General features: G+C 63.5%; 13 protein-coding genes and 4 pseudogenes. 2 read left to right on the top strand and 15 right to left on the bottom strand.

Features of this window, described 5'->3' with window-relative positions; translation table 11 throughout:
- Window positions 1-57 precede the first annotated feature (57 nt).
- From secF to yajC, 3 genes and pseudogenes are all read right to left on the bottom strand, one after another.
- On the bottom strand, window positions 58-1,059 hold the full coding sequence (secF, locus tag ACFXS9_RS14190) for a protein translocase subunit SecF (RefSeq protein WP_392689755.1): 1,002 nt from the start codon (window positions 1,057-1,059) through the stop codon (window positions 58-60).
- Between the two features lie 10 nt (window positions 1,060-1,069).
- Window positions 1,070-2,667 (bottom strand): annotated as a pseudogene (secD, locus tag ACFXS9_RS14195) (protein translocase subunit SecD).
- A gap of 48 nt (window positions 2,668-2,715) precedes the next feature.
- A complete protein-coding gene (gene yajC / locus ACFXS9_RS14200; RefSeq protein ID WP_028345926.1) occupies window positions 2,716-3,078 on the bottom strand; it encodes a preprotein translocase subunit YajC in 363 nt (120 codons plus the stop codon).
- A 194-nt stretch (window positions 3,079-3,272) separates the two neighbouring features.
- Between yajC and ACFXS9_RS14205 the strand changes: the two genes are divergently transcribed.
- Complete coding sequence (locus ACFXS9_RS14205; RefSeq protein WP_392689758.1) at window positions 3,273-4,259, top strand: ATP-binding protein; 987 nt, start codon at window positions 3,273-3,275, stop codon at window positions 4,257-4,259.
- Between the two features lie 137 nt (window positions 4,260-4,396).
- Here the strand turns inward: ACFXS9_RS14205 and ACFXS9_RS14210 are convergent, their stop codons facing one another.
- Both ACFXS9_RS14210 and ACFXS9_RS14215 read right to left on the bottom strand, forming a co-directional pair.
- A complete protein-coding gene (locus tag ACFXS9_RS14210; protein WP_392689760.1) occupies window positions 4,397-5,767 on the bottom strand; it encodes a peptidoglycan DD-metalloendopeptidase family protein in 1,371 nt (456 codons plus the stop codon).
- A 109-nt stretch (window positions 5,768-5,876) separates the two neighbouring features.
- Window positions 5,877-6,521, bottom strand: coding sequence for a protein-L-isoaspartate(D-aspartate) O-methyltransferase (locus tag ACFXS9_RS14215; RefSeq protein WP_392689762.1), 645 nt, complete (start codon window positions 6,519-6,521; stop codon window positions 5,877-5,879).
- Between the two features lie 258 nt (window positions 6,522-6,779).
- On the opposite strand from ACFXS9_RS14215, the gene ACFXS9_RS14220 reads away from it, so the two are divergent.
- Window positions 6,780-7,157, top strand: coding sequence for a response regulator (locus tag ACFXS9_RS14220; protein WP_028345922.1), 378 nt, complete (start codon window positions 6,780-6,782; stop codon window positions 7,155-7,157).
- A 34-nt stretch (window positions 7,158-7,191) separates the two neighbouring features.
- Here the strand turns inward: ACFXS9_RS14220 and surE are convergent, their stop codons facing one another.
- From surE to ACFXS9_RS14270, 10 genes and pseudogenes are all read right to left on the bottom strand, one after another.
- The gene (gene surE / locus ACFXS9_RS14225) at window positions 7,192-7,959 is read right to left on the bottom strand and encodes a 5'/3'-nucleotidase SurE (RefSeq protein ID WP_392689764.1); all 768 of its coding nucleotides are present in this window, start codon (window positions 7,957-7,959) and stop codon (window positions 7,192-7,194) included.
- 96 nt (window positions 7,960-8,055) lie between these two features.
- Window positions 8,056-8,442 carry a hypothetical protein gene (locus tag ACFXS9_RS14230; protein ID WP_392689766.1) on the bottom strand — a complete coding sequence of 129 codons (387 nt, stop codon included), beginning with the start codon at window positions 8,440-8,442 and terminating at the stop codon, window positions 8,056-8,058.
- Between the two features lie 11 nt (window positions 8,443-8,453).
- A pseudogene (gene serS / locus ACFXS9_RS14235) lies at window positions 8,454-9,784 on the bottom strand (serine--tRNA ligase).
- A gap of 177 nt (window positions 9,785-9,961) precedes the next feature.
- Window positions 9,962-10,783 carry a twin-arginine translocase subunit TatC gene (tatC, locus tag ACFXS9_RS14240; protein ID WP_392689768.1) on the bottom strand — a complete coding sequence of 274 codons (822 nt, stop codon included), beginning with the start codon at window positions 10,781-10,783 and terminating at the stop codon, window positions 9,962-9,964.
- On the bottom strand, window positions 10,780-11,295 hold the full coding sequence (tatB, locus tag ACFXS9_RS14245; RefSeq protein WP_392689770.1) for a Sec-independent protein translocase protein TatB: 516 nt from the start codon (window positions 11,293-11,295) through the stop codon (window positions 10,780-10,782). Before tatB ends, tatC begins: the two co-directional genes overlap by 4 nt.
- Window positions 11,296-11,416: 121 nt before the next feature.
- On the bottom strand, window positions 11,417-11,656 hold the full coding sequence (locus ACFXS9_RS14250; RefSeq protein ID WP_028345916.1) for a twin-arginine translocase TatA/TatE family subunit: 240 nt from the start codon (window positions 11,654-11,656) through the stop codon (window positions 11,417-11,419).
- A gap of 168 nt (window positions 11,657-11,824) precedes the next feature.
- Window positions 11,825-12,555: pseudogene (gene scpB, locus ACFXS9_RS14255) on the bottom strand (SMC-Scp complex subunit ScpB).
- A gap of 18 nt (window positions 12,556-12,573) precedes the next feature.
- Window positions 12,574-13,400: pseudogene (locus ACFXS9_RS14260) on the bottom strand (segregation and condensation protein A).
- On the bottom strand, window positions 13,397-14,419 hold the full coding sequence (gene nagZ, locus ACFXS9_RS14265; protein ID WP_392689772.1) for a beta-N-acetylhexosaminidase: 1,023 nt from the start codon (window positions 14,417-14,419) through the stop codon (window positions 13,397-13,399). Before nagZ ends, ACFXS9_RS14260 begins: the two are co-directional and overlap by 4 nt.
- Window positions 14,420-14,465: 46 nt before the next feature.
- On the bottom strand, window positions 14,466-14,756 hold the full coding sequence (locus ACFXS9_RS14270; protein WP_392689774.1) for an SPOR domain-containing protein: 291 nt from the start codon (window positions 14,754-14,756) through the stop codon (window positions 14,466-14,468).
- Window positions 14,757-14,814: the final 58 nt, after the last annotated feature.

Consider the following 14,814-nt stretch of genomic DNA (forward strand, 5'->3'; position numbering starts at 1 on the left):
GAAAACCTGTTCCCACCCTCGGGGTCCAGCCCGAGGGCATGCTTTTCGGACTATGCGCTATTTCTTCGCAGGCTTATCCGGCGCCTCGCGGTGCTCGCCAACGCCGAGATAGATCAGGATCGGCGCAGCGATGAAGATCGAGGTGTAGGTGCCAACCAGCAGCGCGCCGAACACCATGACGGCCGTAAAGCTGTGGATCGCGTGACCGCCGAACAACAACAGCGCCAGCAACGCCAGCGTCACCGTGACGTGGGTGATGATCGAGCGCGACAGTGTCGAATTGATGGATTCGTTCAGGAGCTGCGGCATCGGCATTTTCTTGTAGCGCCGCAGCATTTCCCGGATGCGATCGTAGATCACGACCGTATCGTTCAGGGAGTAACCGAGAATCGTCAATAACGCGGCAATACTCGTGAGGTCGAAATCGACCTGCGAGATCGACATGAAGCCGATCGTCAGCACGATATCGTGGACGTTGGCGATCATGGCGCCGAGCGCGAACTGCCATTCGAACCGGAACCAGAGATAGATCAGGATTGAGAAAATCGCGAGCATCATGCCGAGCATGCCGTAAGCCAGCAATTCGCCGGAAACGCGCGGTCCCACCACTTCGACGCGGCGATACTCAACGGAATCGCCGAGCGCGCCGCGGACTTTCTGCACCGCAGCCTGCTGCGCGGCGTCGCCGCCGGGTTGCTCGGCTACCCGAATCAGCACGTCGGCCGGACCGCCGAATTGCTGCAACTGAATGTCGCCTAGGCCAAGATTGCTCAGCGACGCGCGCATCGCGCCGATATCGGCGGAACCGGACTTGGACTGCACTTCAAGCAGCGTGCCGCCCTTGAAGTCGATGCCGAAATTCAGCCCGTGGGTGAAAAACAGCACGATCGCGAGGATCGAAAGAGCCGCGGAGATTGGGAAGCTGATGCGACGAAAGCGCGTGAAATCGAAATGCGTGACGTCAGGGACGATGCGCAGCGGCGGCAACAGATCGAACACGGCGACCACGGTCAGCACGACGATCAGAACGCCCAGTGCAATGAGAATAGATTGAGTCACAGTGGGGTCCCTAGATCGGCACGGTCTTCGGCCGCTTCCAGCGCACCCAGCCAGCGACGATCAGGCTGGTGAGCGTAAACGCTGTGAAGACCGTGGTGATGATACCGATGCCGAGCGTGACGGCGAAGCCGCGAACCGGGCCGGTGCCGATGTAGAACAGCACCGCTGCGGCAATGAAGGTGGTGATATTGGAGTCCAAGATAGTCGCCAGCGCCCGCCTGAAGCCGGCGTCGATCGCCGAAATCGCATTGCGTCCGCCGCGCAGCTCCTCGCGGATGCGCTCATAGATCAGCACGTTGGAATCGACCGCGATGCCGACCGTCAGCACGACGCCGGCGATGCCGGGCAGCGTCAGCGTGGCGTTGAGTAGCGACAGGATGCCGAAGATCATCGCGACGTTGATGGCGACCGCTATGTTGGCGAACACACCGAACAGGCGGTAGGTCAGCAGCATGAATGCGATGACCATGATCGAGCCGACATAGGCGGCGAGCTTGCCCTTCTCGATCGAGTCCTGCCCGAGGCCGGGACCGACGGTGCGCTCCTCGATCACGGTCAGCGGCGCCGGCAGTGCGCCGGCACGCATTAGCAGCGCGAGTTCGTTGGCCGCCTGCACCGTGAAGCTGCCGGAAATCTGCCCCTGGCCGCCGGTGATCGGTTCGCGGATCACGGGTGCAGAAATCACCTTGTTGTCGAGGATGATGGCAAAGGGTTGCCCGACATTTTCCGACGTCGCCTGCGCGAATTTGCGCGAGCCCGAACTGTTGAACTTGAAGTTCACGATCGGCTCGTTGGTGCGCTGGTCGAAGCCCGGCTGCGCGTCTGTCAGGTCGCCGCCTGACACCAGCACCTGCCGCTTGATGACGTAGGGCACCTTGGGCGATTGCTCGCTCATCAGGACTTCCAGATCGGCCGGCACCCGCCCCGACTGGGCCTGATCCGGCGATACCGACGGATCGACCATGCGGAATTCCATCTTGGCGGTCTGGCCAAGGATGCGCTTCAGCTCGGTTGGATCCTGCAATCCCGGCACCTGAACCAGGATACGATCGGTGCCTTGCCGCTGGATCAAGGGTTCGACCGTGCCCAGTTCGTTGATACGGCGCTCGACGATCTGGATCGACTGTTCGATCGTTTGCCGTATGCGCTCGGTGATGGCGGCTTGCGGCACCGCGAGACGGATCAGGCCGCCACCGGCATCCGAGACTTCGAGGCTGCGCTGCCCGCTGGAGCCGAGCAGACCGCCGAGCGGTTGCGAAAGCTCGCGCAATTTGGTGAGGGCAGCCTGCTGGTCGGTCTCCTTGACGCGGACTTCGGCGGCGTCGCCGCGGACGGCAAGGCCGGTATAGCCGATCTTGGCGTCGCGCAGCACGCGGCGGACCTCGTCGCGCACCTGGTCGAGCTTTTCCTTCTTCACGTAATTGGCGTCGACTTCGAGCAGCAGGTACGAGCCGCCCTGCAGATCGAGGCCGAGCACGATGTGGCGCTGCGCCCACACCGGCCAGGTCTTCACCCGCTCCTGCGAAAAAAGTTCGGAACGGCGAACAGGCAGACGATCAGCGCGGTCAGAATGATCGCCAGCGCCTTCCACCGCGAGAAATACAACATCGAGTAGACCCGTCAGGAAAATGCGCCGCGGCAAGCGGCGCGGAAAACTCAGCTCGCGGACGTCTCGTCCTTGGCTTCACTCTTTTCCTTGGCCGGCTCGCCCTTGGCGCGAACGCCCGAAATCATCTGCCGCATCTGCCGCACGCGGACGCCGTCCGAAATCTCGAACTCGATCTGGTCGTCGTCCACCACCTTGGTCACCTTGCCGACCAGGCCGCCCGAGGTGACGACGGTGTCGCCGCGGCGGATGTTTTTGACCAGTTCCTGGTGATCCTTGATCTTCTTCTGCTGCGGTCGCAGAATCAGGAAGTACATGATCACGAAGATCAGTGCGAACGGCAGCAGCGACATCAACATGCTGTTGGCATCGCCACCGGCTGCAGCCTGGGCGTACGCAGGGGTAATCAGCATTCGAACAATCCTCGTGAGACGGAAAAGAACCGGCCATGCCTGGGCACAGCAGCTTGGGCACGTCGCCGGTCCGGGTAAATTTGCGCGGACTATAGCGGCGGCGGGCCCAATTGCAACGTTGGCCGCCCCCTCATTTAGGCCGCTTGCGAGAGCTTCCAAGGCCCGTTAAGGCTGCCCCGTCAGGAACTCGGGAAATGTCGAAAAAAGCCAAGAAAACTGCGGCTCAAACAGCGTCCCGCGCCGCCCCCAAGGCGGCCTCGCGAGGACATGGGAAAACCGCGACAAAAGGTCCGGCAAACAGGCTTAACGGCGCCACCGCCGAGCGGATCGCCATCGCGCTGGAAGCGATCGCCGGCCATCTCTCCGCGGCCTCGCCGGCGACGGGAGGCCCCGAGGCGTTCGGCTCGGCCGATGCCTTTGTCTGGCATCCGGAGGGGCGCCTTTCGCCGGTACCGCGCGTCAGCCGCGTCGACCTCGGCCTGCTCAAGGGCATCGACCGGATGCGCGACATCCTGATCGAAAATACCGAGCGCTTTGCCGACGGCCTGCCCGCCAACAACGCGCTGCTGTGGGGCGCGCGTGGCATGGGCAAGTCGTCGCTGGTGAAGGCAACCCATGCCAGCATCAATATCGACCGCAAGCCGGCCGACCGGCTCAAGCTCATCGAGATTCACCGCGAGGACATCGAGAGCCTGCCCGGCCTGATGGACCTCCTACGCAACTCCGATTTCCGCTTCATCGTGTTTTGCGACGACCTCTCCTTCGACGGCAATGACGCCTCCTACAAATCGCTGAAAGCTGTCCTGGAAGGCGGTATCGAAGGGCGCCCCGACAACGTCATCCTCTACGCGACCTCCAATCGGCGGCATCTCTTGGCGCGCGAGATGATCGAGAACGAGCGCTCGACCGCGATCAACCCGGGCGAAGCCGTCGAGGAGAAGGTGTCGCTATCGGACCGGTTTGGCCTGTGGCTCGGCTTCCACCGATGCAGCCAGGATGAGTACCTCGCCATGGTGCGCGGCTATTGCGGCCATTTCGGCATCAAGATCGCCGACGAAGAGCTGGAGCGCGAGGCGCTGGAATGGTCGACCACCCGCGGCTCCCGCTCGGGACGCGTCGCCTGGCAGTTCACGCAGGAATTGGCGGGAAGGCTCGGCGTGAGGCTGGCCGGGAAGTCATGAAGGACTGCGTTCCCCGGGCGCTGCGCAGCGCGTAGCGGTGCGCTGCAGAACCGAGGTCCAACTTCACGGCGCGCTCTGCGATAGGTCTCGGCTCTGCGGCGCAGCGTCCCGCTGCACCGCGTCCGGGACACGAAGCCTCACGCCCCGTTCAGGAATTGAAGCGGGTCAACCGGTGAAGATCCCTTGCGGATCTCGAAGTGGAGCTGCGGCGAGCCCACCTCGCCCGATTGACCCGATTTGGCAATGATCTGGCCGCGCTTGATCGTATCGCCGCGCTTCACCAGCAGTTCACTCGCATGGGCATATGCGGTGACGTAACCGTTGGAGTGCCGCACCAGAACCAGATTGCCGTAGCCCTTGAGCTCGTTGCCGGAATAGGCGACCACGCCATCTTCCGCGGCTTTCACCGGCGTTCCTTCCGGCACCGCCAGGTTGATGCCGTCATTCGACTTGCCGTTGGTCTTGGCGCCATAGGTCGTGATCACCTTGCCGCGTACCGGCCAGCGGAAGGTCGGCAGCGCGCCGGTGGCTTCGCTGGGCTTGATCGAGGCTTGCTCGACGACCGGCTTCTCTTCGGTGACGTTGGTGGTCGCCTGTGCCAGCCGCGCACTCTGCGGCGGACCGCCGGCGGCAGCCATCTTGGTGGCCGGTGCTGCAACCGCTGCGACCGGCTGGGCGGGAGCTGCGCCAACGGGCTGAGCCACTGGTGCTGCGGCGGCGGATTTCGAACCAGGCACGGTCAGCTTCATGCCCAGGCTGAGCTTGGCGGATTGATCGAGATTGTTGGCCTTGGCGAGTTCGCTGACCGAAACCTGATTGCGCCGGGCGATGCTCATCAGCGTATCGCCGCGATTGACGACATGAACGGTAGGTGCCGCCGCCGCGGCAACCGGCTTGCTGGCTGCAGGCGCGAGGGCCGGCGCGAGCGCTGCCGTCGCCGTCTGGCGCGGAATGATCAATTGCTGGCCGGGCGACAACACGCGCGGACCCTTATAGCCATTGGCCTGCAGGATCGCAGCGGCTGAAACGTTGTAGCGCTTGGCCAGAATGTCGAGCGTGTCGCTGGTGCCGACGATGATCGTAGTGCCGCCCGGCGCGGATGGGCGCGCAGCGGCCACCGAGCGCGGCGGCACCGTGGCGGTGGTCTCGATCGGCGGACGGGACGGCGGCGCATAGGACGAAACCCCGCGCCCTCCTCCCGACACGCCGCCCGAACTCGCGGGATAGGCTTGCGGTGCAACGACGGCGGGCGGCGGCAGGTCCTGGGACTGATACTGCGGGGTCGAGGCCTGCGGCCGGCCATATTGCGGCGGCTCGCGGCGTTCGACAGCGGGAGCGCGCACCGAACCGGTCGCTTCGGGCTGAGAAGCAAAGGGATTGGAGAACGAGCTATCGGAAAAGCGCGTCTGCATATCGGCGCTGCAGCCGGCAAAGCCGACCGACATCAGCGCCAGCACCGCGGCCTGCGGCACCCGACGCGAGCGAAGCAACTCGGCTACACGGGACATGGTTACTCACTCGTACGCAACAAAATACTGTTTTGAGTAAACACGTACCGAGTAAATAACCGCTTAACCCTTGGAATAAGATGTTGGCGGGAACCGCCAATCCGGGATTCTACAGTTCGCGCGCAATTCCGGGCAGGGCCGGGACGAAGCGGACATCGACCAATTCCTTGCGCTCAAAACCGCTATCCGTTCGGGTCACCCTGACCAGCGTCTGGCTGCCATGATGGGGCCCGACCGGCGCGATCAGGATGCCGCCCGGCAGCAGCCGCTCCTGCAGCTTTTCGGGGATCTGCTCCATCGCAGCCGTCACGATGATGCGGTCGAAGTCGCCGGCGCCGGGCGGAATCTGGAAACCGTCGCCCAACATCACTTCGATATTGAAATACCCAAGCGCTTCGAGCCGGTCGCGCGCGGTGTCCGCCAGCGTCCGGTAGCGCTCGATGGTCAGGACATGCGCGCATAGCCGCGACAGCACCGCGGCCTGGTAGCCGGAGCCGGTCCCGATCTCGAGTACCTTGTGGTGCTTCTGCAGTTGTAGCTGCTCGGTCATGTAGGCGACCACGAAGGGCTGGCTGATGGTCTGCCCGCAGGCGATGCCGAGCGCGCTGTCACGATAGGCATGGCCGCGATCGCCAGCCGCCACGAAAGCCTCGCGGGGCACCTCTTCCATGGTCCGCAGCACCGCCTGGTCGCTGATCCCCCGCCGCCGCAGAGTGAGCTGAAACATCATCTTTTCGAGCGGTTCTTGGGACATCGCGGTCTCGTGGCGGGAGTCTGCCGCCAATCCAATGCTTCGGCCTCGCCGAGATGTAATATAGCGTCCGCGCACTTAAGGAACGATTTCCTTAAAGATTGTAGTTCCTCGTCCGGAACTGGGGCCGCGCCCCGACGTTAGGGCCCGGGAAAAATCTTTCGCGAAGCGTCTTTACGCAGCACCTACACGCCCATACCGACATTGCACCCAGGTCCGTTTTTTGCGAACCTCGGTATTCGGAAGGGCAAGGAATCCATCATGGTAGCGACACGGCCGGCGGGCTGTTCAGTTTTCCTCGTTGAAGACGAGGTCATGATCCGCATGATGGTCGCTGACATGCTGGAAGAGTTGGGCCACAGCGTAGCCGCCGAGGCCGGCGAAATCGGTGAAGCGGTCAAGCTGGTGCAATCCACCGAATTCGATCTCGCCATTCTCGACGTCAACGTCAACGGCAAGGTGATCACGCCGGTGGCCGAACTGATCACCGCGCGCAACCGTCCGTTCATCTTTGCGACCGGCTACGGCTCCTCCGGCCTGCCGCAGGAATATCGCGACCGCCCCGCGCTGCAGAAGCCGTTCCAACTGGAAACGCTTGCCCAGGTGATCGCCACTACGTTGAAGAGCGCACCGGTTTAGACGGATGCTGCGCTGCGTCCGGGGCACGAGTCGCCTACCGCAGCGTCGCCGTCAGCTCTTCCGAGAACGCTTCATCGGTACGATCCAGCCGCAGCGGTGTGACCGAGACGTAGCGCGCTGCCAGCGCTGCGAGATCGGTGCCATCGGCCGGTGTATCCATCGCCGCGGCGCGTTCGAACCCGATCCAGTAATACGGATTGCCGCGGCCGTCGTGGCGCTTGTCGATTTTCAGGAAGCCGAGATTGCGCTTGCCCTGCCGCGTCACCCGAACGCCCTTGACCTGATCGGGCGTGCAGGCGGGAAAGTTGACGTTGATCACGGTATTTTTCGGCACCCCGGCATCGATCACCTTACGCAGGATGCCGGGGCCGAATTTCAGCGCGGTATCCCACAGCGGCGCGTGACGCGTCTCGATGGAAAATTCCTGGCTCAGCGCAAACGACGGGATGCCCAGGATCGTGCCCTCGAGCGCGCCCGCGATCGTGCCGGAATAGACGACGTCCTCGGCGACGTTGCGGCCCTTGTTGACGCCGGACAGCACGAGATCGGGCATCTTCTCGCCGAGGATGTGGCGCGAGCCCATGATCACGCAATCCGTCGGCGTGCCCCGCACCGCGAAATGGCGCGGACCGATTTCCCGTAAGCGCAAGGGATCGTTCAGCGACAGTGAATGCGAGACACCGGACTGATCCAGCTCCGGCGCCACGATCCAGACATCGTCGGACAGCGCGCGGGCGATCTCCTCGACGATCTTCAGACCCGGCGCATGAATGCCGTCGTCGTTGGTGCAGAGAATTCGCATCCGTCAAAATGCCTTCAGGTTCAGGTCGAGGTAGGCTTTTGCCTTTGGCTGTCGTCTTATCCGGCTATCGCGGCTGAGGCAAACCGGCCTATTCCCTCATGTTTTCTTCATCCAGACACGCCAGGGGCGGGCAAATCTGGCGCCGCCATCGATTTTCATCTGCAGCTCTGGCGATGCCTGTTGCGCCGATTCGGTGGGCAGAGAGGGCGCGCTCGCGTCCGCCGGTGTGGTCGAAGATGCCGCGACGGGCTCGATCGCCGGAAGCGCTGCAGCTACCGGCGCCCCCGCAACCGCCAGCCCCTTGTCGAAGTCGGCGGCGTTGAGCCACTCCTTGGCATGCATGCGTTCGATCAGATCGTCGTCCCACAGGCGGGCCACTTCGATATCGAAGGCGCCCATCAGCCGCTGGTCGATCAATTGCATCCCGTGGCCGGTGACAGCCCATTGCTTCCCGATCCAAAGGATGTCGCGATGCAATGCCATTTTGCTTTGCGCTATTTGTCCCGCTCGATGATCTTGAGCCCGCCCATATAGGACTGCAGCACCGCGGGCACCGCGATGGAGCCGTTTTCCTGCTGATAGGTTTCCATCACCGCGATCAGCGCGCGGCCGACCGCCGTGCCGGATCCGTTCAGCGTGTGCACGAAACGCGGCTTGCCATCGGGCCCACGCGCACGCGCATCCATGCGCCGCGCCTGGAAATCACCACAGACCGAGCAGCTCGAAATTTCGCGGTAAGCGCCGCCCTCGCCCTGCCCCGGCATCCAGACCTCGATGTCGTAGGTCTTCTGCGCGGAGAATCCCATGTCGCCGGAGCACAGCGTCATCACCCGGTAATGCAGGTCGAGCCGGCGCAGCACTTCCTCGGCGCAGGACAGCATGCGCTCGTGCTCGTCACGGCTGGTCTCCGGCGTCACGATCGAAACCAGTTCGACTTTTGTAAATTGATGCTGCCGGATCATGCCGCGGGTATCGCGCCCGGCGGCGCCCGCTTCGGCGCGGAAGCACGGCGTCAGCGCGGTCAGCCGCATCGGCAGTTCTTTTTCGTCGACGATGGATTCGCGGACGAGATTCGTGAGCGAGACTTCGGCGGTGGGGATGAGACCCAGACGTTCAGTTTTCAATCGCTCGTCCGGCGCTGCTAGCAGCTCCCCTTGATGGCCCAGAACTGGTCGTCCTCAAATTTCGGCAATTGGCCAGTGCCGAACATCACGTCGTTGCGCACCAATAGCGGCGGATTGACCTCGGTGTAACCGTGTTCGTTGGTGTGCAGATCGAGCATGAACTGGCCGATCGCGCGCTCAAGCCGCGCCAGGCCTTTCTTCAACACCACGAAGCGCGCGCCTGAGAGTTTCGCCGCCGCCTCAAAATCCATGTACCCGAGCGCGCCGCCGAGATCGTCATGCGGCTTTGTCGTGAAGGCGTAGTTGCGGATCTTGCCGTAGACATGGCGCTGCACATTGCCGTGCTCGTCTGCGCCTTCGGGCACATCGTCGAGCGGCAGGTTCGGAATCGCGGCAAGTTCTTTCGCCAGTTCCTCGTCCGCCGTCTTCGCCGCAAGCTCGAGCTCCGGCATTGTGGTCTTGAGCTCGGCGACCTCCGCCATCAGCTTGTTGGCGCGCGTGTCATCCTTGGCCTTCTTCGCCTCACCGATTTCCTTCGAAGCCGCGTTGCGCCGCGCCTGCGCCTGCTCGGACGCCAGGATCGCTGCCCGGCGCTTCTCGTCGATCGCCAGCAGCGAAGCCGACAACGGCGCCAGCCCGCGGCGCTTCAGTCCGGCGTCGAAGGCTTGCGGGTTGTCGCGGATCGATTTGATGTCGTGCATGGGTGGTCAATCCTGAATCGTGCCGAAAAAGGCGCGATCCCAGTACCACACTGGTCATCGTCAGCGAAAGCGGGTGATCCAGTATTCCAGAGCAGTGGCCATGAATCGAGAGGCCTCGGTGTACTGGATTCCCCGCTTTCGCGGGGAATGACGGCTCTCGGAGACGAGAATGGCGCCCTACTCGGCCGGATTAGCCTCTGGCGGCGGGCTTGCGGGCGGCGTCCCCGTGGACGCCCGCGCCGCGGCGGCCTTCTTTTCCACCATGCGGACAGCGACGATCGCACCCTCGTAGAGCGCCATCAGCGGGATCGCGAGCGAGGCCTGGCTGATGACGTCGGGCGGCGTCAGAACGGCCGCGATGACGAAGGCGATCACGATGAAATAGCGCCGCTTCTCGCGCAGCATCTGGGAAGTGACGATGCCGATCCGGCCGAGCAGCGTCAGGATGACCGGAAGCTGAAACGCGACGCCGAAGGCGAAGATCAAAGACATCATCAGCGACAGGTACTCGCCGACCTTGGGCAGCAACTGAATCTGCGCGCTCTCGTCGCCGCCCATCTGCTGCATGCCGAGCGAGAACCGCACCAGCATGGGCAGCACCACGAAATAGACCAGGAGCGAGCCGAGCACGAAGAAGAACGGAGTTGCGACCAGGTACGGCAGGAACGCGCCGCGTTCGTGCTTGTAGAGGCCGGGCGCCACGAATTTATAAATCTGCGTCGCCACGATCGGGAACGAGATGAAGGCGGCGCCGAACAGCGCGAGCTTCAATTGCGTGAGGAAATATTCCAGCAGCGCGGTGTAGATGAATTTCGAATTTTCGGCGCCCGCCACCCAGACGAAAGGCCAGACCAGCACGTTGTAGATCTGCTTGGCGAAGAAGAAGCAGAAGATGAACGCAATGCCAAAGCCGAGCAGCGCCTTGATCAGCCGCGAGCGCAGCTCGATCAAATGGTCCATCAACGGCGCCTTGCTGGCCTCGATGTCTTCGATGGTCATGACGCTTTGGCGTCCTTGAGAATGTCGGGCGCCGCCGGCGCGATATTCTGCGGCGCGGCCTGAACTTCACGCGTGATCGCCAGCGGCTCGGCGGCCGCCACATGCGCCTCGGCCTCGACGAAGGTTTCCGGTGTGGGCAGGGCTGGGGTAGTTGGCGTGACAGGCTCGCCGGTCGCGGAGGCAACTTGCGCATCCACCGGCTTGTCGGCAGGCTTGTCGATGTCCCCAATCTGCAGGGCGTCGTTGACGTCTTTTTGCAGCGAGGTCATGACGTTGACCGGCGAAAGGCCCGTAGCCACGTCCTTGACCTCGTCAAAGCTCTTCTTGAGGTCCGCCATTTCGGCCTCGCGCATGGCTTCCTGGAACTGGCCCTGGAATTCGGCGGCCATCTTGCGCGCCTTGCCCAACCATTGCCCGACCATGCGCAGCACACCGGGAAGCTCTTTCGGGCCGATGGCGATCAGCGCGACGACCGCGATGACGACCAGTTCACTCCACCCGATGTCGAACATGAATTCTTCCGCTCACGCGAGACGTCCGCGCCCCAATCCCTTTAGCAAAGATTTGGAGCCGCCCGCGTCTTTTCTCAACCGGCGTCTTTCCCCGGTGCCTGGTTCAAGATGTCTGGTTGGTTCAGACAGCCTTGCTGCCGACATCCGTCCGCGCTGTCGGCGCCGGCGTCGCATTGTGATCGATGGTCTTCACCGGTTCGGCGGGCTTTTCGGGCGCCTTCTCATCGTCCTGCATGCCCTTCTTGAAGGCCTTGATGCCATTTGCGACATCGCCCATCAGGTCAGAAATCTTGCCGCGGCCGAACAACAGCAGGACCACTGCGATCACGACGATCCAGTGCCAAATGCTAAGCGAACCCATCCTGCAACCCTCCAAAAGAGACGGCCGGCTTCCGGCCAAGCTTTGGCGGAAGGTAGGCTCCCAGGGTATCAAAAACAAGGACCCCTGCCGCGGCAAATCGCTGTCGCGGCTACGTATTATGGCTATTATTAACCCCGCCTCAGCCAATAAATCGGCGAGCCATTGGAACTAGCTTTCGCTGCCGCCTTCAGGCTCGGCGGCCGGAGCCAGCAGCAGTTCCAGGTTGTCGCCAGCATCCAGCGGATCCTCGTCCTCGCGCAGGGCCACGTCATCCGACGGCGTCGGAACGCTGAAGCCGGAAGGCAGCCGCGAATCCAGAAGCCCCGTCCCCTTCAGCTCTTCCAGGCCCGGCAGGTCGCTCAGCGCCTCCAGGCTGAACTGCGAAAGGAACGCTTCCGTTGTGCCGAACGTCAGCGGCCGCCCCGGCGTCTTGCGGCGGCCGCGGGGGCGAATCCAGCCGGTTTCGAGCAGCACATCCAGCGTTCCTTTGACGTGATCACGCCGCGGATCTCCTCGATCTCGGCGCGCGTCACGGGCTGGTGATAGGCGATGATCGCGAGTACCTCGATCGCCGCCCGCGACAGCCGCCGCGTCTCCGTGCTTTCGCGCGTCATCAGCCACGACAGGTCGCCCGCGGTGCGGAAGGTCCATTTGTTCGCGACGCGCACCAGATTGACGCCACGCGGCGCATATTCCGCCTGCAATTGCGACAGCGCCGCCTTGACGTCGACGCCGTCGGGCATGCGCTTGGCAAGCGTCGCCTGGTCGATCGGCTCCGCGGACGCAAACAGCAACGCTTCGAGCAGCCGCAATTCCTCGGGCCGCGCGGCCTGATCGGTATGTTGGTCGATGGGATGATCCTCGGCATCTTCCATGCGTTTTTCCGCCAGGCTTGCCATGGCTAGGTCTCCTTCCACTTACTCGACCGTCATATCCGGCGCAGGCATTGCGGCCTGCGGCGGACGCTTACGAAAATACAGCGGCGCGAACGCCTCTTTCTGGTTCAATTCCATCTCGCCTTCGCGCACCAGTTCGAGCGCCGCGGCAAAGCTCGACGCGAACACCGTTGCCCGCTGCGAGGGATCGACCACGTAGCTGAGCAGGTAATCGTCGAGACAGTTCCACTCCTCGGATTCGGCCATGCCGACCAGCCGCTCCAGCGAGGCGCGCGCTTCGGCCAGCGACCACACCGTGCGCTTGGCCAAATGCACCGTCGCCAGCACGCGCTGCTGGCGCTGCGTGGCATAGGCGGTGAGCAGGTCGAACAGCGTCGCCGTGAATTTGGGGTGCTTGATTTCGGCGATCGTGTCCGGATTGCCGCGAGGGAAGATATCGCGCTGGAACTGCGGCCGGTTCATCAACCGGTTGGCGGCTTCGCGGATGGCTTCGAGGCGGCGCAGCCGGTTGGCCAGCGCGGTGGCCATTTCCTCGGCGCTCGGCCCGTCGGGTGTGGCCGGTTCGGGCAGCAATAGCCGCGATTTCAGGAACGCCAGCCAGGCGGCCATCACGAGGTAATCAGCGGCGAGTTCGAGGCGATCTTTCGCGCCGCCTCGATGAAAGTCAGATACTGGTCAGCCAGCGCCAGGATCGAAATCTTGGCCAGATCGACCTTCTGCTGCCGAGCCAGCGTGAGCAGCAGGTCGAGCGGACCCTCATAGCCCTCGACGTCGACGACCAGCGCCGGCTCGCCTTCGGTGATTTCGGCGGGCCGTCCGGTTTCAAACGATAGAATCTCAGCCGTCATGCCGTTCCTACCCGATCCATCAACGCTTCAAGTTCAGCCCGCGCCGCCTGCCGGTCGAACGGCTCAGGCTGCGTTCGCGAGGCCAGCGCCCGTTTGGCCCGACTCAAGGCCTCGCCCGCCAGTTCCGGCGTCTCGCGCGCCACATCGCGCATCTCGTCGAGCTTGCCGTTGCAATGCAGGACGATGTCGCAGCCGGCGTTGAAGATGGCGCGGGTCCGATCCGAGATCGATCCCGCCAACGCATTCATCGACACGTCATCACTCATCAACAAACCCTGGAACCCAATTACGCCGCGAATCACCTCTCCGATGATTGTCGCAGAAGTCGTCGCCGGTTGGACGGGGTCTAACGCGCTAAACACAACATGCGCGGTCATGGCCATCGGAAGGTCCGCCAGCGGCTGAAAGGCGGCGAAATCGGTCCGTTCCAGCTCTTCCCGCGCTGTATCAACGGTTGGGAGCCGGAAATGGCTATCCGCATTTGCCCGGCCGTGGCCGGGAATGTGCTTCAGCACGGGCAGCACGCCGCCCTGTTCCAGCCCCTCTGCGACGGCGCGGGCGATCGCTGCGACCTTGCCCGGCTCGGTTCCATAGGCCCGGTTACCGATCACGGCGTCCGCGCCAGCCACCGGCACGTCCGCCAGAGGCAGGCAGTCGACGGTGATGCCGACGTCGATCAGGTCGACCGCAATCAGGCGCGAGCTCAAGCGCGCGGCTTGCAGGCCCGGCGCCGGGTCGATGTCGTAGAGCGCACCGAAGGTGGCGCCGGGTGGATAGACCGGCCAATGCGGCGGCCCTAGCCGGGCCACCCGCCCGCCTTCCTGGTCGATCAGGACCGGCGCATCCGCCTCGCCTACAAGACTCCGGAATTCGTCAACAAGCGCAGATATTTGATCCGGCGTCTCGACATTGCGTTTGAACAGAATCAAGCCCCATGGCCGTTCGCCACGGATGAATTCGCGCTCCGCGGCGCTCAGCTCCAGTCCCGATACGCCCGTGATGAATGCGCGGCTTGTCATAGGGGCCGATTAGGCCCTCACGGCCCCGGGGTCAAGGAAACCGCCGTTAATTCCTTTGGACGAAGCACTGCCCGCCGGCAGATTTCAGACTGCTGCAGACCTGCGCCGCCTCTTCGGAAGAGCCGAACGGGCCGGCGAACGCGCGGTAATAGACGCCCTTTTCGCCGAGATCGACGCGCTTCACGAGTGACGAGTGCGATCCCAGCACGCTCGGGAACTTGCTCTGCAGTGCCCGGTAGGAGGCCTGCGCGTCGGCTTCGTTCTTCTGCGAGGAGACCTGGACCAGGTAGCCTCCCGCGGTCGGGGCAGCCGGCTGGGTCGGATTGGTTGCCGCCATTCGAGTCGGCGCCGGAGCCGGATCAACCCCACCCTGCGGCGTGAGCGGCATCGGCGTA

This window comes from Bradyrhizobium sp. RDI18 (genome assembly GCF_043203335.1).
GTDB classification, from domain to species: Bacteria; Pseudomonadota; Alphaproteobacteria; order Rhizobiales; family Xanthobacteraceae; genus Bradyrhizobium; species Bradyrhizobium retamae.